Here is an 18,959-nt window from a genome sequence, read left to right as displayed (position 1 = left end):
ATGTCAGATTCCCCAGTTACACTCCCAGAATCAATCAAGCTAACAGAATATAGTCATGGCGCAGGTTGTGGCTGCAAAATATCCCCTAAAGTGCTCAGCACTATCTTAGCCTCGCAATTACCTGTATTTACCGATCCAAATCTGCTGGTTGGCAATCAGAGCCGCGACGATGCTGCAGTGTACAAACTCAATGATGACATAGGCATCATTAGCACTACCGATTTTTTTATGCCAATTGTTGACGATCCATTCACCTTCGGTCGTATCGCAGCGACCAATGCGATCAGCGATATTTATGCCATGGGCGGCACGCCTATTATGGCGATTGCAATTTTAGGTTGGCCAATCAATAAACTACCCGCAGAAATCGCACAGCAAGTGGTCGATGGCGGCAGACAAGCCTGCATGGAAGCAGGGATCATGCTAGCCGGTGGTCATAGCATAGACGCACCCGAACCTATTTTTGGTCTCGCGGTTACCGGGCAAATTGCCTTAAGTGATTTAAAGCAGAATGATACCGCTAAAGCCGGCGATCGTTTATATCTCACTAAACCTATCGGCATTGGTATTTTAACCACAGCGCAAAAACAGAAAAAACTCCGCGATGAAGATAGTCTCATTGCGGTCAATGCTATGTGTCAACTCAATACTATAGGCGTGACCATTGCAAAAATTAGCGGTGTAAATGCCCTGACCGATGTCACAGGTTTTGGACTGGCGGGACACTTACTCGAAATGTGCCAAGGCGCCAACCTCACTGCGAAGCTTAAATTTGATGCAGTGCCATTGTTACCACGCGCCTTAGATTATTTGGCTTTAGGTTGTGTTCCTGGTGGGACTCACCGTAATTACGATAGTTATGGCGAGCATCTCCCTGAACTCAGCGAGCATCAAAAAGCGATACTGTGCGATCCGCAAACCAGTGGTGGCCTGTTAGTTGCCGTCTCGGCCGCAGCTGAAGCGGAATTAATCGCCCTACTCGATGCGAACCACATAACCCCAATCTGCATTGGGTCACTGGAAACACCGACCACTGCAGCGAATGTGGTGTTGTGCTGATGCCAAGCGCTATTATAGCCGCAGAGCAATATAGGGAGATCTTTCTCAATCAACATCCGATGATGGATGTGCGAGCGCCCATAGAGTTCACTCGGGGCGCGTTTCCCAACTCGACCAACTTACCCTTGATGCTGGATAGTGAAAGGGAAAAAGTCGGTACTTGTTATAAGCAATTTGGTCAGCAAGCCGCGATTGCACTAGGCCACTCACTGGTGAATGGTTCCATCAAGCAACAGAGAATCGAGGCTTGGGCTAGCTATGTTAAAGCCAATCCTAATGCTTACCTTTATTGCTTTCGCGGCGGCCTGCGCTCGCAACTCACTCAGCAATGGCTTAAAGAAGCGGGTATCGAAGTCCCTTATATTCAGGGTGGCTATAAGGCCATGCGCCAATATCTGATTGGCGTGATTGAAGCGGCACCGACTCAACAGCCGTTATTGAGTTTGAGCGGGATGACGGGCTGTGGTAAAACCGATTTTCTACTACAGCGTAAAGAAGCGGTTGATCTTGAAGGAATCGCTAATCACAGAGGCTCTAGTTTTGGAAAGAATATCGACCCACAGCCAACGCAGATTAACTTTGAAAATCAACTCGCCATTGCCTTGCTACAGCACCAAACAAGTGGCACGGCGTGTTTACTGCTCGAAGATGAAAGCTTCCTGATTGGGCGTTCGGCGCTGCCGCAGACATTTTACAATGCCATGCAAGCCGCTAATGTTTTAGTGCTAGAAGAGTCGGATGATGCGAGGCTCGAACGCTTACGCTATGAATATGTGCATAAAATGTATAGCGGCTTCTGTGAGCGCCTAGGGCCGGAAGCAGGTTTTGCGGCTTTCAGTGAATATCTATTACAGAGTTTAGTGAGCATTCGCAAACGTCTAGGCGGAAAACAACATCAAGAACTGCAAGATTTGATGCAACAAGCCCTCGATCAACAAATCAGTCAGAATGATACTTCGCTGCACTTAGTCTGGATAAACCTGTTATTGCACAAGTATTACGATCCTATGTATCAATACCAATTACAGAAAAAGTCTGAACGTGTACTCTTTAAAGGTTCGCACCAAGCGATGCATGAGTGGCTGGATAGCTATCAAACACGATAAATCGCCACCCTAAAATAAAATAACCGCGAACATTTGCTTCGCGGTTATCACTTCACTTTATTTCATACCTTAACGAATTTATGAATTGCCCAGCAGGCTCGCCACTTGGACTCTCAAAGATTCCTTATTCGCAAGCTTACCATCGACGGCATCCGTTAAATCCACCGACACCCTTGACCAAAAACGCTTGGGCATTTTAGCCAAGGCATGTCCGCCCTTGTGACTAAAGTAAGAACCCCATAATCCGTGCAATGCCATAGGAATGACTGGCACAGGATCTCTGGCCAAAATCTTATCAATTCCGGGACGAAAATCGCCAAGTTCACCGTCAGGTGTGAGTCGACCCTCAGGGAAAATACATACCAACTCGTCATTGACGAGCGCTTCATGAATCGCCTCGAAGGCACGATTATAGGTCTCTTCACTTTGCTTAGGCGAACAGATAGGGATCACACCAGCGTGGCGGAACAAATACTTCAACAGAGGAATTTCGCTGATGGATTTATCCATCACAAAGCGGATTGGCCGTGTCGACGCTCCCATAATAATCAATGCATCCACATAACTCACATGGTTACAGACTATGATGCCAGCCCCTTCCTTTGGAATTTTCTCTCGGCCTGTGACTGTCACTCGATACATGACATGACTGAGTAAGTAACTGATAAATCGTTGTGTAAATTCTGGTACTTGTGAATAAACATAGAGCGCGACTACAGCATTCATCACGGCGAGTAGCAGAAATAACTGTGGAATAGTCCAACCTGCAACGCCCAGAAACAGCATAGATAACAGTGCCGAAACCACCATAAACAATGAGTTCATAATGTTATTGGCAGCAATCGCCTGAGCACATTCGCCCTTAGGCGAACGAGATTGAATAAACGCATACAGGGGGACGATAAACAAGCCACCGCTAACGCCGATCATAAAGAAATCCAGCATCACCCGATAATGTTGCGACTCGCCAATAAAGACCTTTAATCCATAGACAAAACCAGCATCCACTGGCGCAGGTGGAATAGCCCAAAGCAAATCGACACCAAAGATAGTTAATCCCAATACCCCAAATGGCAGCAAACCGAGTTCCACATGGCCGTAGGAGAAACGTTCACAAACGAAGGAGCCAACAGCAATCCCGATGGAAAACATGCCTAATAATAATGACACCACAGTCGCACCAGAATGCAAATGCAGCTTAGCAAAGTTAGGAAACTGAGTCAGATAGGTCGCACCTAAAAACCAAAACCAACTGATAGCGAGGATAGCCATCCAGATTGAAGGCGTTTGACGGGCTTTTTTGATGCTACGCCAAGTGCCCGATAACGGCCTGAAACGTATTTTTTCAATGACGCCCTGCGGGGGTAATGCAGGAATCGCTCGGCTCGATAAATATCCTGCAAAGGCTAATACAGCAACAGTAATCGCCGACCAAAGCGTACCGTTTTCATCAGAAACCAAGATCCCCGCACTCAAAGTGCCCACCAGAATAGAGAGAAAAGTGCCCATTTCAACCCAAGCGTTGCCTGTGACTAACTCGTCCTCTTTCAACGCTTGGGGTAACAAGGAATATTTAACCGGACCGAAGTATGCTGACTGGCTACCCGTTAAAAATAACAGTAATAACATCATCATGTAGCTCTCACTCAGAATCGCAATCGCGGCGCTAAACATGATGATGACTTCGAGTAATTTCAATCGGCGAATAAGTTTAGCCTTATCCATATTATCGGCGACTACACCCGCATGGGCCGAAAAGAGGAAAAATGGTAAAATGAACACCCCAGCCGCCAAGTTCACAAACATATCGACGCTTATGGGTAGGTCTTTCACTTGGCTAAAGGTCACTAATAGCAGCAACACATTTTTATAGATGTTGTCATTCAATGCGCCTAAGCACTGAGTCGCAAAATAGGGTAAAAAACGTTTTGTTAGCAGCATGATAGTTCCTTCTGGTAACCCATTCCTTGTAAATACGCTTGTACGTGACTCTCGAGTAAATCCTGCAGTGATAATGACTCAGCGAAGAGCTTATTATCGAGTGACAGAGAGGTCAGCCCATGAATCCCCCCCCATAATACCCGGCTCATACTGAGATGCTGTGTCTGCGTAACCTCGGGAAATAGTTGCGCCAATTCACGCTCAATCAGAGTAAATAACCCCGCTATCAATTGCCCTTGCGATTCAGGCAAGGGTTCAGAATCGAGTAATTGCAGCTCAAAAACCAGCTTGAAAGCTTGGCGCTGCTCATGGGCGAATTGACTATACTCCCACGCCATTGCAATAATTTTACCTAAACTGTCGGCTGCGCGAACACCCGTCAATCGGTCGTGCAAAGTCCTAAGCGTTGACTCAGAAACCGCCAGTAATAAATAGTTGTAGCTGCCGAAAATATTAATCAAGGTACTAGGGACATAACCAATTTGACTGGCCACTTTGCGTAAACTGAGCCCTATGGCACCTTGATCTATCAGTAACTCAGTTGCCGCTTGTATTGCCATCGCGCGAATTTCATCATGGCTGTGTTCTTTTCGTCTGGCCATAGGTCTCATCCCCTGTTGAATAGCAAGAGACTAACAGCAGTTAAAATAAAAAACAACGTTCAAAATAAGTTTATTTTACGTACAGGAGAGGGTAAATAATGAAGGATATTATTGAGGATGATGGATAAAGATAGGCACTCGAATTAGATTCCCTCAGCAAGCCGAACTGGATCCGTGGGATGACATCACCTAAAAGAGCATAAAAAACGGCGCACTCAGTCAGCACACCGTCCATTATTTTTAAAAATCATTCTTAATTCAAAGGTGATTTTTATTTGAGGATAATCTTTGGTTCAAAGATAAGCGCTCGATTTAAGGCCTGCGATAAGTCATCACAACCCTATCTGCGCCAGCGCCAAAATAATCGGCTTCAAAAGTTGAATCAATGAAACCTAAATGCTGATATAAGCCATGGGCAGGGTTACTCGGATCAACGGTTAAACACACCCGCTCAACTGACACGGGCAACTCGGCTAAACATTGTTGCATCAAACGCTTGCCGAATCCCTTCCCGCGAGCATTTTCACTCACTGCGATAGATAATATCCACATGCAGTTAGGATCGCTACTCTGGGCACTGAGCAAATAGCCTTGTAGCTGATTATCTGCATCCACGGCCACTAAAAATTGCTCTGGCCAACAATCAAATCCCTGACGGAAGAAGAAATCAGGATAGCTGTGCTCACCAAAAATGGCCTGTTCGAGCTGATAAACCGCGAATAACTCTGACTTTAATACCGGACGTATAGACTGCATTTGAAAATCATTCACCTATTAAAATCTTATCCCACTCTAAGTTGGGTGCGCCAACTACGATGAAATTAGGGTTCTCTAAGCTCTCGCGCTCATTGTAGGTTAACGGTTGCAGCTCAGTATCCATCAGCTGTCCACCCGCTTCCTCGACGATAATTTGCGCAGCTCCCGTGTCCCATTCACCCGTTGGTCCGACTCGTACATAACAATCAGCACGACCTTCCGCGACAAGACAGCTCTTCAACGCTGCGCCCCCCATCACGACTAACTCGCAGTGTTTGGGATGGTTGAATAGGGTCAACACAGATTGGGGGTCCTGACGGCGACTTACGGCCAATCTTAGGGATACCTTTTCACGGTGCTCAATTTGGCGACTGCTAATACGCACTTCTTGTTTATCCGTGCGTTTGTACGCCCCTAAACCAGCAATAGCGTAATAACACACTTGTGTCATAGGCACATAAACCACGCCCATCACGGGACGATTGTGTTCCACCAGCGCGATAATGACTGAAAAATCACCACTGCCGGCGATAAACTCCCCCGTACCATCGAGCGGATCCACCAACCAATAGCGCTTCCAAGATTCACGCACACTCAACGGAATGTCAGCGGCTTCTTCAGATAACACAGGAATATCAGGCGTTAAGGCGGTTAATCGGTCACAAATGATCTTGTTCGCCGCTAAATCTGCGGAAGTGACAGGGGTATTGTCAGACTTCATTTCTCGCTCAAAATTACCTTTGAGATAAATGTCACGGATAGTTATCCCTGCATCGGTCGCAATCGCAATAACTTCGTCGATCAACTCTTCTGGCTTCATAACAACTCCAATCGCCTGCTGAGCGAATGTTTTGCAAGCGTGCAAACTCTGAACGCTTAAAAGGAAAAAGATTATTTAAGTTGTAAATATTTTTGCGCCAAAAACAACGCGCTCACACTACGGGATTCAGAAAAATCGACATCATCGAGCAAGGCTTCCCAATCGGCGAGCGCCCAAGGCACCACATCAATTGGCTCAGGCTCATCACCTTCAAGGCGACTCTCATACAGATCTTCTGCAAGAAAAATTTGCATCTTACTAGAGAAATAACCCGGAGCTAGGCTGAGTTCTTTCAGTAAGGTGAGCTTATTCGATCCAAAGCCAATTTCTTCCTGTAATTCACGATTAGCAGCTTCTATTGCTGTCTCACCGGGATCGATCAAACCTTTTGGGAAACCGAGTTCGTAATTATCAGTTCCTGCAGCATATTCGCGTGCCAGTAGCATTTTCCCTTGATGAATAGGCACTATCATCACAGCGCCACGACTACCGCCTTTCATGCGCTCATATTGGCGCTCTACACCATTGGAGAACTTAAGATGCACTTGCTCAATTTGAAATAATCGGCTTCTCGCGACAACTTCGGTATGCAATATTTCCGGCTTATTCTGCCGTTGCGACATAACTGCCTCTGGATAAAAAAGCGATAAATTAAATAAGGTAAGTGACAATCTTACTATCCTGTCTTTAATCTACAACCTGAATTTATTACATGCTCCTAATGGTAAGCCACAAATCCTTTGCGATATGCATCACAAACCCAGCCCAGCCTTAAGTGAACACCTTCAAAATATTCTCAAATACGATGTTTTATTGGATAGTAAAAAGGGGCGAATGCCCCTTTTGATATGCTAACGCTTAAAATTGATATCGTAGATTGAGCTGGTAACTGAGGAAATCATTAGGCTCGATATCCACATATTGATATCCCAAACCTACAGACCATGACTCAGTAAATTGATAGCTAAAACGCACGCCCGCATACCAATCTGTACCATCAAGCTCTGTAGTTAAACGGCTATTGCCCATAGTGCTACTGATATCCGCTTGCCACCTAAACAACCCGATGGGTACTTCAAACCGCCAAGCTTCATGTTGGAGTAAAGTGAAACGTAATCCCAGCATGACACCATCGACCAGTACTGGCGTTACGGCTTTGACCTGCTCATGATATTGCTCAGGGGTGAGACTTGCGCCCTCAATCCTCGCAGTCCCATTACCAAAGTCGGCATAGCCTAATTCGATGGCAACAAAGGGAGTCCATTGATAACCGATACTCACACCCAAAGCAGTATCTTTATCATCAACCGATGTTACAAAGCCTGTCCCCGCTTGTGGCTGTAGATCTCGCCTGCTGCTATCAACCTGAGCTTGCCCGACAAATCCCTCGACATACCAGTTATCAGCCGCATTTGCTTGATTAACGGAGCCTGCGAGCAACACAGCGCCCAAGACTAATTTATGTAATTCCTTACGGCGAATTAACCCCATTGTAAGAATCAAACCTAATGCCCATAAGGACATACCGCCTCCACCCGACTTGTTATCTATCACCACATCTTGGTATGCCTTAACTGTGATTAACGCTTGCCCAGTTGCTTCGCCGCCCAATCCATCACTAATCTGATAACTCACAGTATCTACTCCATCAAATCCAGTTTTAGGGATATAACGTAGTTTATTAGACTCAACAGAAACCGTTCCTTGCTGCGCGGTTGCGCTGACTAAGGTTAAAACGTTGCCATCGGGATCGCTGTCATTACTCAACACATCGAGTAACAAGCTCGTTCTGTCATCTATGGCAGCACTATCGTTCACTGTCGTAGGTGCCGTATTGCCATTAACAATCACAGTCAACTCACTACTCGCAGTACCACCTTTACCATCAGTAATGCTATACACCAGCACATCTGTACCGATGAAATCGGTTGCTGGCGTGTAACTTAACTGCTGATTAGCCAAGATAACTACAGTTCCGAACTCGCTGGTGACTTGTGTTACCGTCAAGGCATCACCATCGCTATCCGTATCATTGGCGAGCACATCGACATCGAGACTCTGATTCCAAGGTAAAGATGCCGTATCTGGGTTCGCCACAGGTAAATGGTTACCATTGAGTATCACTGACACACCACTTGGGTCGACAATGGTTCGGTTAGCGACGCCATCGTCATCGTTTGGCCCGCCATCTTCTATGGTTAACTGCACACACCAATGGCCTTCAGTTAATCCTGAAGTCCAACGATTATCTCCAGGAGGAGGGCAGAAACCACGCTCACCTTCACTACTGGCGACACTATTGCGCGCATCAATCACAAAATCCTTCCAACCATTTTGGGCTTGATACTTACGATATACTGCATTGGCAGGAACTGGCGAACGTTGTGGTATCACCAGACTGTAACTCTGCCCTTGTTGCGGTAGTCCTGTCGCAATGAAGTCAAAAATCCCCCCCACATTAGCCGCGATACTGTCTTCAGGAACCAGATTAGGTAATAGTTGAATACCACTTTGCTCTTGCATCAGTGCAATATTACCTAAGCGTAAGCACACGCCCGCTTGCCCCTCAGCCAAGAAGTACACAGGCTGTAACTCACCTTCAGGCATCACGTTACAATCATTGATTGCATCCAAGTAATCTGGAATGCCATCGCGGTCTGTATCGGTAAATCCCTCTTGGTTATCAGGGATCAAATCACCGTCGGTATCAGTCCCTGTCAGAGGTGGCAAAGATGGGCGCACAACAATATAAACTTTCTCCGTAGTAGACAGCGCGGGTAAGCCGCTATCCGTCACAGTCAGGCTCACAGGATAAATGCCCGGCAAGACCTCTGTCGGCAAGAAGAACATCCCCGCATCATCGGACTGCAAGTTCAGCGCACCACTCGACCATACAGATGTCAAAGTATCGTTCATGTTGGCATCGCTAATCTGCGCATGAATATGAACCTCGCCACCATTTTGTGCCACGATCAACTGACGTTCACCCGCTTGAGTCACCTCAAGAGTCACACTCGGGGCAATGTTAGCCTCAGTGATCGACACTTGTGTTTGCTTCTTACTGCCTAAATTCAAACTTGGATCTAGGCTGATCAACACATCTTCTTCAGCCTCAACTTCCCCATCCTCTATGGTTCTAAAGTGAATATGAGCCAATGTACCTGAAGTAATCTCCACTACCGAATCGACTAAGTCATGATCATTGCTGTCTGCGGAACCTGCAACAGTATAAGGAACTGATATTGGATACTCAGGCGCGACACCGTTTAAGTGAATACTAACAACAACCTCATTACCCTCACCCACGACTTGATCTTTACTCAAGGAAATTAATGGATGCACTTTTACTTTCTGAGCCTTAGTCGCTTTGTTGCCATCACGATCTACGGCTTGCCAGTAAGCAAGGTAACTACCAGGGGCAAAGAATAAACGCTTATCGACCAAAGAAACGGGCAGTGGATGACCATTACGATCGACGGCCTTCGCAAACCCTAGATCCACCCGAGTGAACAAGCCTGTTGCATTAACCTCAACATCACTAGGTACAGTAATAACAGGTAAATTGTCAGCCTCCCCACCTTCTACCAGTAAGTTGACTTTTGCACTTGCGCGCCCTTTCTGACCATCACTAATGGTATAACGAAGTGCGACCGGACCAACATAAGCTGCAGGGGCAGTAAATATGAGTCCATCAGCAGTAATCTGCACACTACCTATGTCTGCTGCCGCGCCATCGATAGTCAAAGTATCACCGTCCACATCAACATCATTCTCTAGCGCAGGTAGTGTGTATTTATCATCCGCGGTGCTGGCTAGAGTGTAATTATCATCTACAGCTTGTGGGTCATCATTCACTGGTGTGACATTCATGGTGATAGTCGCAGGCTCAGAACTCAGTTCAGCATCCTTAGCAATAAAGCTTATCTGATCTGCACCGTTGAAATCTTTCTCCGGTGTGTATAACCACACAGTTCCATGCTGCTCCAAAGTGCCCGATTCAGGTTGGCTCACCACTTCATAGGTAAGAGGATCACTATCTGCATCCTCCCCAGTAAGCGTGATCATCACAGAGCTATCTTCCTCTAAGGTCACACTTGCACTCGTCGCAACAGGCGCATCGTTAACGTTAGTCACTGTAATGCTAAAGGACTGCTCAGCCGTTAAGCCATCCGTGTCCGTCACTCGTAAGGTGACAGCATGACTGCCCACATCCGCATTGCTCGGCGTACCACTGAGTAAACCTGTCACCGAGTTGAAACTCAACCAGCTTGGTATCGTCACCGCACTAAATGTCAGTACGTCGTCCACATCGACATCTGTAGCGGCAAAGGTATAGCTGTAAACAGCGTCTTGCACAGCGGCCGTAGTTTCTGTTGAAGTGATAGTAGGTGCATCGTTGCTATTAGTGACTGTAATACTAAACGATTGATCTGCTGTTAATCCGTCAGCGTCCGTCACTCGCAGTAACACAGCATGACTGCCCACATCCGCATTGCTCGGCGTACCACTGAGTAAACCTGTCACCGAGTTGAAACTCAACCAGCTCGGTTTGGTCACTACACTGAGGGTTAACACAGCACCCACATCTAAGTCGGTAGCGATCACTGTGTAACTATAAGCTATATCTTGAGTTGCTGTAGTGATGGCTGGAGAGCTAATCACAGGTGCATCGTTGACGTTGGTCACAATAACCATGAAGGATTGGTCAGCCGTTAAGCCATCTGTGTCGGTCACCCTCAGCGTCACTGGGTGAGAACCCACATCAGCATTAGTAGGCGTGCCGCTTAATACACCAGTCGCGACGTTGAAGCTTAGCCAGCTAGGCTTAGTTATCGCGCTTAACGTAAGTACATCGCCCACATCAGTATCCGCAGCCGTAAAGATGTAGCTATACGCTGCATCTTGGGTCGCTGCAGTCATAGCCATAGAACTAATCGTCGGTGCATCGTTGAGGTTCGTCACAGTTAAATTAAACGCTGGTAGACTCGCAGATAAAGCGCCATCAGAAACGCTGATAACAATTCCATTAGTCACACCAACATCTTGATTTAATGGAATACCAGACAACATGCCTGTCGCGGTATTAAACGTTGCCCACGTAGGTTTATTACTAATACTAAAGCTAAGTGTATCTCCCACTGAGTCAGACGCTGTTGGCGTAAACTGGTACGAAGCATCCTGATTCACTATTAATATCGGCGAACCACTAATAGTCGGTGCACCATTTGGCGTCACAGAGTTACTCGCACTTGAAGCATTACCACTTCCCACAGTATTCGCCGCAGTAACACTAAATGTATAGGCCGTACCATTTGAAAGCCCTGTAACTGTAATTGGAGATCCTACTCCCGAACCCGTAAAACCACCGGGGCTAGATGTCACTGTATAAGCCGTAATTGATGAACCGCCATTAAATATCGGAGCAGTGAAGCTAACAACCGCTTGGCTATCCCCTGCGATTGCGGCTCCTATGGTTGGCGCTCCAGCCACGACAGCATTTACCACAAAGGTTCTGCTCACCTGTGTAGCAGGTAAATAGCTACTATTACCTGCTTGATCTGCATTAATAGTACAGCTACCTGCCGTCACAAAGGTCAGCGCACCACCGGAGGTAATAGTACAAACGCCCGTAGTGGATGAAGTAAAGACAGGTGTTAAGCCTGAATCAGCTGTAGCCGTTAATGTTGGCGTAGTGCCAAAGTTCTGTGCACTTGGGGCAGCAAAAGTGATGGTCTGGATTGCTGCGGGTGTTATCTGATTGGATGCAACCGATGCAGAGCCAGTACCCGCCACATTATCGGCAGTTACAGTAAAGGTGTACGCTTGACCATTGGTTAAACCGGTCACCACAATCGGAGATGAACCACCGTGTACTGGAACGACATCCGCCGGGTTTACCGTCACGGTATAACCAGTAATCGCCGAGCCACCAATATTCACTGGGGCAACAAAGGCAACACTTGCCTGGGTATCACCGGCGATTGCAGTCCCTATGGTTGGTGCACCGGGAACTACGGGGCTAACGCTGAAAGACTGGCTCACCTGCGGTGCAGCCAGGAAAGACAAATCGCCCGCCTGATCCGCATTGACCGTACAGGTTCCTGTCGTTATAAAGGTCAACACACCGCCACTGGTAATAGTACAAACACTGGTGGTAGATGAGGTGAAAGTGACAACATAACCACCTCCTGCCGATGAGCTTGCGGTCAGCGTTGGCGAAGTACCAAAGTTCCGTGTTCCTGGATTAGCAAAGGTAATCGTCTGTGGTGATGCCGGAATGATCGAGTTGGAAGCTGCCGATGCTGCACCCGTCCCCGCCGAGTTGCTCGCGGTTACCGTAAAGGTATAGGCCACTCCGTTAGTCAACCCAGTCACAGTAATCGGCGAACTTGATCCTGTACCCGTGAAGTTGCCTGGGTTAGCGGTGACTGTGTAGCCTCCGGCAAGGATCGGTGCGCCGCCAGTGCTTACCGGTGCCGAAAAGGTCACAGTGGCCTGAGTATCACCTGCGGTCGCAGTACCAACAGTTGGGGCACTGGGAACGACGGCATTCACAGTAAAGGTTCGGGATACCGTCGGGGCAGGGTTGGTAGCAGAGTCGCCCGCTTGGTCAGCATCGATAGTACAGCTACCGGCGGTCACAAATGCCAGGTTACCGCCGCTACTGATGGTACAAACTCCTGTGGTAGATGAGCTGAAGCTGACTGTTAAATTATCAGTTCCTGTTGCAGAGTCTGCTGTGGCTGTAAGGGTTGGCGTAGTACCAAAGTTTTGCGCGCCGGGATTAGCAAAGGTAATAGTTTGATTACCTTTGGGGGTTGCCGAGTTGGAAGCACCGGAGGCCGTACTGGTGCCTATGGCGTTAGTCGCGGTAACGGTAAAGGTGTAAGCCGAGCCATTGCTAAGGCCAGTGACTGTAGCAGTACAAGCTGCGGGCCCAGCACAGGTGCCAAATGCACCACCGGGGCTAGCCGTAGCAGTGTAAGTGGTAATTGCTGAACCACCATTATTGCCGGGGGCACTAAAGGTTACTGATGCTTGGCCATCGCCTGCGGTGGCTGTACCTATCGTAGGGGCAGTTGGTGCTGTAGGAATAGCGACCGTATGGGTTGAACCACTGCTAAAGGCCGCAATACCTGCGTTACCCGCATCGTCAGTAATATTCGTCGAACCATTTAAGTTCAACTTGAAAACACCATTACCACTAATACCGTTGATGTTGATATTGACACTGCTACCCGATGCTGCCGACACACTGGCAATAGTCCCTGTAGCAGTTCCTGATGTAGTCGCCAAGGTGAAATCATCGGTTGAGATATTGCTGACCACCTCACTGAAGCTGGCGGTGAATGCCATGCTCGAATCAGTTGAAGCAGGAGTACCGCTGAGCGCAATACCGCTCAGGGTCGGGGCGATATTATCGACTGTGGCGTTAGTAGTATCGGCAGCAGTTGTGACGTTGCCCGCGTTATCGGTTGCGCTGAAAGAGATATTGCGGTTGGTGTTATCAATCGCACCAGCGACTATGGTGTAGGTTGCAGTCCAGGTTCCCGAACTATTGGTTGCGGCCACTGCAGCACCACCACCAAATTGTGTGAAGTTGACGGTAGCTGAACTAATCGTATCGGTATTGTTATCACCACCAGCCGTGTTGTTCCAGGTCGCCGTAACCGTATCGCCAATTTTGTAGGCACCGCTGGTTCCAGTTGCGCCGGAAATACTGATGCGACCATCGGTAACCGTAGGCGCAATGCTATCAATGGTGGCATTAGTGCTATCCGCCGTAGTGTCGCTCCCGCCCGCACTCGTCGCCGTGACGCTCACATTGCGCGCAGTAAGGTCGATTGCACCGGCGGTGATTATGTAGGTGGCAGTCCAAGTTCCACTGCTATCCGTTGCAGTTACAGCAGCACCACCGCCGAATTGTGAAAAATCAACCGTTACACCGGTAACACCAGAATTATTATCGCCACCTGCAGTATTATTCCAAGTAGCGGTAACTGTATCGCCAATCTTGTAAGCACCACTGGTGCCAGTTGCGCCGGAAATGCTGATTCGGGCATCGCTTACTGTAGGTGGTGGTGGAGTATCTATTGCATTCGCGACGGTGAAACCATAAAACTCAAAGAACTCGGGGCCATCCGTTGAAGAATTACAAGCACTGGCACAATCAAAAAACAATTTAAAGCCTTTTAGCTTAACGCCCGAAAAAGACGCCAATTGTCCTGGTGCAAAGGTAAAGGTCTCTTTAACTCCGCTTCCGTTAACAGTCGAGGAGGTAACAGTTCCGCCATTCTGCAAGTAACCAACAATACGCAGATTAGTAAATTGAGCTGTATAGGCAGGATCAGCAGCCTCGCCTCCCGTTAATCCAGTTAACTCAAATGCAGTGGTATTGGTACCATCTGCGCGCAAATAAAAATAATGGTTAGTGCTAGTCTCACCACCATGCATGTAAGCAAAATTGCCAATGCTACTAGCTAGATTTTGAGTGACGCCATCACCACCCTTAGCGGTTAATCTGAAATGAGTTGTGCTGAGCTGTGCAGTTGCCTGCCCACTCCAACCTACAAAACCATAAGTGCCATTTACAATTGGCGCTAACACCCCTGAAAAATCCCTTAATGCTTTTTCAGAAAACGCCAAAGTAGATTCAATATTTCCGCGGGTAACTTCTAAATCCCAGTCGCCTTGTAATTCGGCATTGCCGGTTAAATTATTGGAGGCGGCAATATCCAAACCTGTGTTATTGCTGATGATATCCAGCAACTCTTCACCGCTGTCATTCGCGGCCAGATCGCAACCGTAAAATAATAAATCGCCACCTTCACGCACCGCGCCTTTTAACGCGGCAAATGCCAACACTTCACGCTGGATTGTCTCCGGAGTAATACGTGAATTACCGAGCAAAATAGCGCCCGCTTGTGCGTGGGAGACCACATGAATAGCAGCGAGATTTTTGTGTCCATCAAGTACATTAATTAATTGCGCTAATCCAGCGATAGAAGAATCTAACTCTACCAATTGAACACTAGGTTTAAGGGCACGGCGCAATACCGATTTATCAGCTTCAGCCACTGCACCATCAACAATCACCAGCTCACGCACCGGATGTGCACTCTGGATATCCAATTGATCGCCAGATAAATCAATTAGATCCTGTGGTAGAGAGGTGTCTGAACGCAATAATAGATCGGTCGATGCACTTATCGATGAACTCAAATAGGATCGCTGATAACTCGGCGCTGCAATAGCACCAGCACCATAGAGTCCAAATGGTAATAACAGCGAGGAAAGCCCACTAAGCAGTGCGTGTCTCATGATAAGTGATTCCCTTCATTTTTTGCGTTAGGTGCTACAGGTTTTTTACTTGCAATAATATTGGCTGCAGTGCCAGTACTATCCAGCCAGAAGTCCATTTCTTGATACTTCATAAATAAGTCAGGCGGTAAAATACTGCGCCTACTTTTGTATTCCACTTTCCGCTTAACGCTATGCAAACCTTTGACCCCAAGATTGTGGTCAAACTCATTTTCAGCATAGTCGACATTATTAAAATCGTGCTCAAATTGTGGTTCGCCAATAAAACGATAGATTAACTCCAGCGTGCGTGCCGGATGCTGGGTAAGCAGATCATAATCCACTAATAGCAAGCGATCAGAAAACTCGCCGTAATAGGCTTCCTTGAGTGCCGTCCATGCACTTCCAACCGCACCACCAGCATTGATTAATGACTCGCAGCGGCTATACACCGTCTGACGCGAGGCTGCATTGAACATACGGCTGTAATCAAATGGGTTTTTACGGTAAATCACTTCAAAACTATCCATAATCCAAGCCGGATTACGCACACAACAAATCACTTTAAAATCATCAACCAACTCTACCAATTGATGTAGACGGGCAGTCCAGTGACGGTTTGTGTCGAAAATAACCGGATGATTTTTATCTTGATAATAAGCATCAATTAATGCCCGACAAATGACCTTACGTTTATGTTCATCGAAAAATGAATAGGACTCACTACCAGCCCCCATTTGTTCGAGGGCACCATTCACAAGCCCCGCTACAGGGCTACTGATAGCCGCATGAAAGCGTGGATTTTGCCGAAGTATACCTGCGAGGAGCGTCGAGCCAGCACGCGGTAAACCTGAAATAAAATGTAATTTGTTTGGCATTAATGTGACTTACTAATTAAAAATGTTTATTAAAAACTTCCCGACAAACATGCCGGGATCATTCATCAATTAATTGCGTGCCGGAAATACACCATAAAGGGCAATACAATAATTCAATGCGATAAATGGCTGACGGTTTTCATGGGGTAGACCACCACCATTTAGACCTAAAGTCTGTGGTGCCATAGTGGTATTTAACGTACCTGGTGCTGCCTGCATATAGTTGACTATGCCACCACCACGTCCATCCTTCGCAAGATAGGTATTCGCTGCCGGAGAAGGCAAAGTCCCCTGATTATTCAAACCGGTCAGCGTGTGGTTGTGTGCTGGCATTTCAGTGGAGATCAGCGTCACCCCATTTTCACCAAACTGTTCGCCCCAATCCCAGGTTCTCAGCCCGGGGCCCTGACCTACACCAACTACGGTCTGCCCCTGCAAATTAGGCAATTGGAATGTGGTTGTACCATTGCCACCATAAGTAATTCCGATAATTGAAAACAACGCGGTATTACTTGCGATTGACAATATTTGGCCATTACACAGCGCCCAATTGTGGGGAGCGAAGCTGAATGGCAACAAACGGATTTCACCTATAAATGGATCCATAATTTCGCTCCTTAATTACGCGATGGGAAAATGCCTTCAATACATATGATGTAATTTATCGCTGTAGTAGGCATGATGTTATTGTGTGGTTGTGTTCCCCCTGAGGCTTGCACACTGAGTGCATTCATAACTTGGGGATCGGCACCGCTAGATGGCAAAGGAGCATAAATATTATCGGTATTACTGTGGGCAAAGACATTACCCATAGGGCTAGGTGATGTGGAGGGACTTGCAGTACTCGCCGACAAACTATGGCTGTGTGAAGGTATTTGCGGCGTTAATAAGGTAACGGATTCAACACCAAACTGCTGACCGATAACACGGGGAGTCAGACCAGGGCCATTACCCTGTCCAACCGGAAGGCGACCGCGCAAATCCGGCAATTGAAATGTTGTTACCCCATCACCACCATAAGTGGTTCCGATAATTGCGAAAAGAGTGCTTTGCTCACTAATACTTAATAGCTGACCAGCGCACAACATCCAACCTCTAGGTGCAAAACTACCCGCAAAAAGACGGATATCACCGATATAAGGATCCATAGTGATTCTCCTCTAGTTACGTGAAGGGTAAATGCCTTGAGTGGCAATGCAATAATTCATTACCAGTGAAGGCTGACAATTTTCATGGGCTTGATTGCCACCAGTACTGGATACCGTTGCAGGGTCCAACGCTTGTAAACTTGCAGCGGACCCATACAAATTGACCTCACCAGCTGCATTTTTGGCGGCGGCAATATTATTGCCTGCAAACAACGTGGTATCGCCGGCAGTAGAACTGGCCATCACAAGGTGATTGTGTACTGGCAGGTTGTTAGGTACTAGGGTTACATTTTCAACACCCGCCTTACTGCCCTGAGGCAAACCTGCACTAACATTAGGGTGAACTGGTACGCGACCACGTAAATCCGGCAACGCAAAAGTATTGATACCGTCGCCACCGTAGGTCGTACCCAAGAGTGAAAAAAGTGCTTGGTTGGTGTTGATTGGCAATAATTGCCCTGCACACAAAGTCCAATACTTAGGTGCCCAGTTGTATGGGAGAAGCTTAATTTCTCCGAGAAAAAAATCAGACATCCATGACTCCTTAATAAAAATAAACCTATCTATACATCATCAGTTTGATTACACACGCTTTCCTCTTCCCTCAAACAACACTACCTATGATGATGGCCACGATAGCCACTCTTGGGTAGGTGATATTTCAAAAGGTAAGAAACCCAAGCGAAGATATAACTGTTTCGCACGCATATTTTGTCGATCAACACTCAGACTCACACTCGCCTCTTTTGCTTGGGCATAGGCTTTTACCGAGTCCAAAATGACTGAACCATAACCATAGCCACGAAATTGCGGTGCGATGACAAAATCGACGATATGGACACCGTTAACAGAGGGATTAAGTATGATTTTGCCAATAGAAATTGATTGATATTCAATGATTAGAGTCACCGCTTGAGGGTATTGGGCAGCGTAACTCGCTTGCTGTAAGCGGTATTGTTGTTGTACTAACAGCTCTCGTTGCTGTGGGGGAAGCGGTAATAGAGACAATTCCGTCCTTGCAGAACAAAATAGTGCAAATACAAAAGCATCGTCATTTTTATACGCATAACGCAATGAATAGGCTTTAGGTAATACTATGTCTTCTACCATCAAATACATTCCCTGTAATAAGTAACTCTAAACAGCGCTTTATAGTTCTTTAATTCGTCGTGGCAGCTCGGGATTAACGGGCAAAACTCAACAAATCGAATGACACAGGTTTAAAGAGTGGCTCAGGGGAATGCGTTCGCAGAATAAAACGGCTAACGGCTTGAAATGACATGATTGCATTTTCCATCCCTAGAATAAAAACGTTAACTTGCTGATATTTTTTAATATAGATAGTTGGC

13 protein-coding genes are annotated in these 18,959 nt (G+C 46.9%); 2 read left to right on the top strand and 11 right to left on the bottom strand.

All coding sequences use genetic code 11. The features are described 5' to 3' along the window. Positions 1-1,059 (top strand): selenide, water dikinase SelD, encoded by a 1,059-nt coding sequence (gene selD / locus HQQ92_RS01225; protein ID WP_173242612.1) that lies wholly within the window; start codon positions 1-3, stop codon positions 1,057-1,059. Beyond that, complete coding sequence (gene mnmH, locus HQQ92_RS01220) at positions 1,059-2,165, top strand: tRNA 2-selenouridine(34) synthase MnmH (RefSeq protein WP_173242610.1); 1,107 nt, start codon at positions 1,059-1,061, stop codon at positions 2,163-2,165. The genes selD and mnmH overlap by 1 nt, the downstream gene beginning before the upstream one ends. Positions 2,166-2,243: 78 nt before the next feature. Here the strand turns inward: mnmH and HQQ92_RS01215 are convergent, their stop codons facing one another. The 11 genes from HQQ92_RS01215 to HQQ92_RS01165 all read right to left on the bottom strand — a co-directional run bounded on the left by HQQ92_RS01215 (position 2,244) and on the right by HQQ92_RS01165 (position 18,720). After that, a complete protein-coding gene (locus tag HQQ92_RS01215) occupies positions 2,244-4,106 on the bottom strand; it encodes an MFS transporter (RefSeq protein ID WP_173242608.1) in 1,863 nt (620 codons plus the stop codon). Continuing rightward, positions 4,097-4,708, bottom strand: a complete 612-nt coding sequence (locus tag HQQ92_RS01210) for a TetR/AcrR family transcriptional regulator (RefSeq protein WP_173242606.1) — start codon at positions 4,706-4,708, stop codon at positions 4,097-4,099. The genes HQQ92_RS01215 and HQQ92_RS01210 overlap by 10 nt, the downstream gene beginning before the upstream one ends. 312 nt (positions 4,709-5,020) lie before the next feature. Beyond that, a complete protein-coding gene (locus HQQ92_RS01205) occupies positions 5,021-5,464 on the bottom strand; it encodes a GNAT family N-acetyltransferase (RefSeq protein ID WP_173242604.1) in 444 nt (147 codons plus the stop codon). Positions 5,465-5,471: 7 nt separating this feature from the next. After that, positions 5,472-6,284 (bottom strand): 3'(2'),5'-bisphosphate nucleotidase CysQ, encoded by an 813-nt coding sequence (cysQ, locus tag HQQ92_RS01200; RefSeq protein ID WP_011848162.1) that lies wholly within the window; start codon positions 6,282-6,284, stop codon positions 5,472-5,474. A gap of 71 nt (positions 6,285-6,355) precedes the next feature. Beyond that, positions 6,356-6,907, bottom strand: coding sequence for an ADP compounds hydrolase NudE (gene nudE / locus HQQ92_RS01195; RefSeq protein WP_173242602.1), 552 nt, complete (start codon positions 6,905-6,907; stop codon positions 6,356-6,358). Positions 6,908-7,142: 235 nt separating this feature from the next. Beyond that, entirely contained in the window at positions 7,143-15,605 is an 8,463-nt protein-coding gene (locus HQQ92_RS01190; protein WP_173242600.1) for an Ig-like domain-containing protein, read from the bottom strand. After that, the gene (locus tag HQQ92_RS01185; RefSeq protein ID WP_168826979.1) at positions 15,602-16,462 is read right to left on the bottom strand and encodes a sulfotransferase; all 861 of its coding nucleotides are present in this window, start codon (positions 16,460-16,462) and stop codon (positions 15,602-15,604) included. Before HQQ92_RS01185 ends, HQQ92_RS01190 begins: the two co-directional genes overlap by 4 nt. A 69-nt stretch (positions 16,463-16,531) precedes the next feature. Continuing rightward, a complete protein-coding gene (locus tag HQQ92_RS01180; protein WP_113941567.1) occupies positions 16,532-17,068 on the bottom strand; it encodes a phage tail protein in 537 nt (178 codons plus the stop codon). Positions 17,069-17,079: 11 nt separating this feature from the next. After that, positions 17,080-17,610 carry a phage tail protein gene (locus HQQ92_RS01175; protein ID WP_168826978.1) on the bottom strand — a complete coding sequence of 177 codons (531 nt, stop codon included), beginning with the start codon at positions 17,608-17,610 and terminating at the stop codon, positions 17,080-17,082. A gap of 12 nt (positions 17,611-17,622) precedes the next feature. Continuing rightward, positions 17,623-18,144: a phage tail protein gene (locus HQQ92_RS01170; protein WP_168826977.1), complete on the bottom strand. Its 522-nt coding sequence runs from the start codon at positions 18,142-18,144 to the stop codon at positions 17,623-17,625. Positions 18,145-18,228: 84 nt separating this feature from the next. After that, positions 18,229-18,720, bottom strand: a complete 492-nt coding sequence (locus HQQ92_RS01165; RefSeq protein ID WP_173242597.1) for a GNAT family N-acetyltransferase — start codon at positions 18,718-18,720, stop codon at positions 18,229-18,231. Between the last annotated feature and the right edge of the window lie 239 nt (positions 18,721-18,959).

Origin of the sequence: Shewanella sp. DC2-4 (assembly GCF_013248875.1) — a bacterium.
In the GTDB taxonomy this organism is placed as follows: Bacteria; Pseudomonadota; Gammaproteobacteria; order Enterobacterales; family Shewanellaceae; genus Shewanella; species Shewanella oncorhynchi.
The sequence above is the reverse complement of the archived record's forward strand: the minus strand, read 5'-3'. Positions and strand labels throughout refer to the sequence as shown.

Coding starts and splice junctions, on each gene's coding strand:
- HQQ92_RS01210 (WP_173242606.1), bottom strand. CDS start 4,708: ATGGCCAGACGAAAAGAACACAGCCATGATGAAATTCGCGCGATGGCA.
- HQQ92_RS01215 (WP_173242608.1), bottom strand. CDS start 4,106: ATGCTGCTAACAAAACGTTTTTTACCCTATTTTGCGACTCAGTGCTTA.
- HQQ92_RS01185 (WP_168826979.1), bottom strand. CDS start 16,462: ATGCCAAACAAATTACATTTTATTTCAGGTTTACCGCGTGCTGGCTCG.
- HQQ92_RS01175 (WP_168826978.1), bottom strand. CDS start 17,610: ATGGATCCTTATATCGGTGATATCCGTCTTTTTGCGGGTAGTTTTGCA.
- HQQ92_RS01165 (WP_173242597.1), bottom strand. CDS start 18,720: ATGGTAGAAGACATAGTATTACCTAAAGCCTATTCATTGCGTTATGCG.
- HQQ92_RS01190 (WP_173242600.1), bottom strand. CDS start 15,605: ATGAGACACGCACTGCTTAGTGGGCTTTCCTCGCTGTTATTACCATTT.
- HQQ92_RS01170 (WP_168826977.1), bottom strand. CDS start 18,144: ATGTCTGATTTTTTTCTCGGAGAAATTAAGCTTCTCCCATACAACTGG.
- selD (WP_173242612.1), top strand. CDS start 1: ATGTCAGATTCCCCAGTTACACTCCCAGAATCAATCAAGCTAACAGAA.
- mnmH (WP_173242610.1), top strand. CDS start 1,059: ATGCCAAGCGCTATTATAGCCGCAGAGCAATATAGGGAGATCTTTCTC.
- HQQ92_RS01205 (WP_173242604.1), bottom strand. CDS start 5,464: ATGCAGTCTATACGTCCGGTATTAAAGTCAGAGTTATTCGCGGTTTAT.
- HQQ92_RS01180 (WP_113941567.1), bottom strand. CDS start 17,068: ATGGATCCATTTATAGGTGAAATCCGTTTGTTGCCATTCAGCTTCGCT.
- cysQ (WP_011848162.1), bottom strand. CDS start 6,284: ATGAAGCCAGAAGAGTTGATCGACGAAGTTATTGCGATTGCGACCGAT.
- nudE (WP_173242602.1), bottom strand. CDS start 6,907: ATGTCGCAACGGCAGAATAAGCCGGAAATATTGCATACCGAAGTTGTC.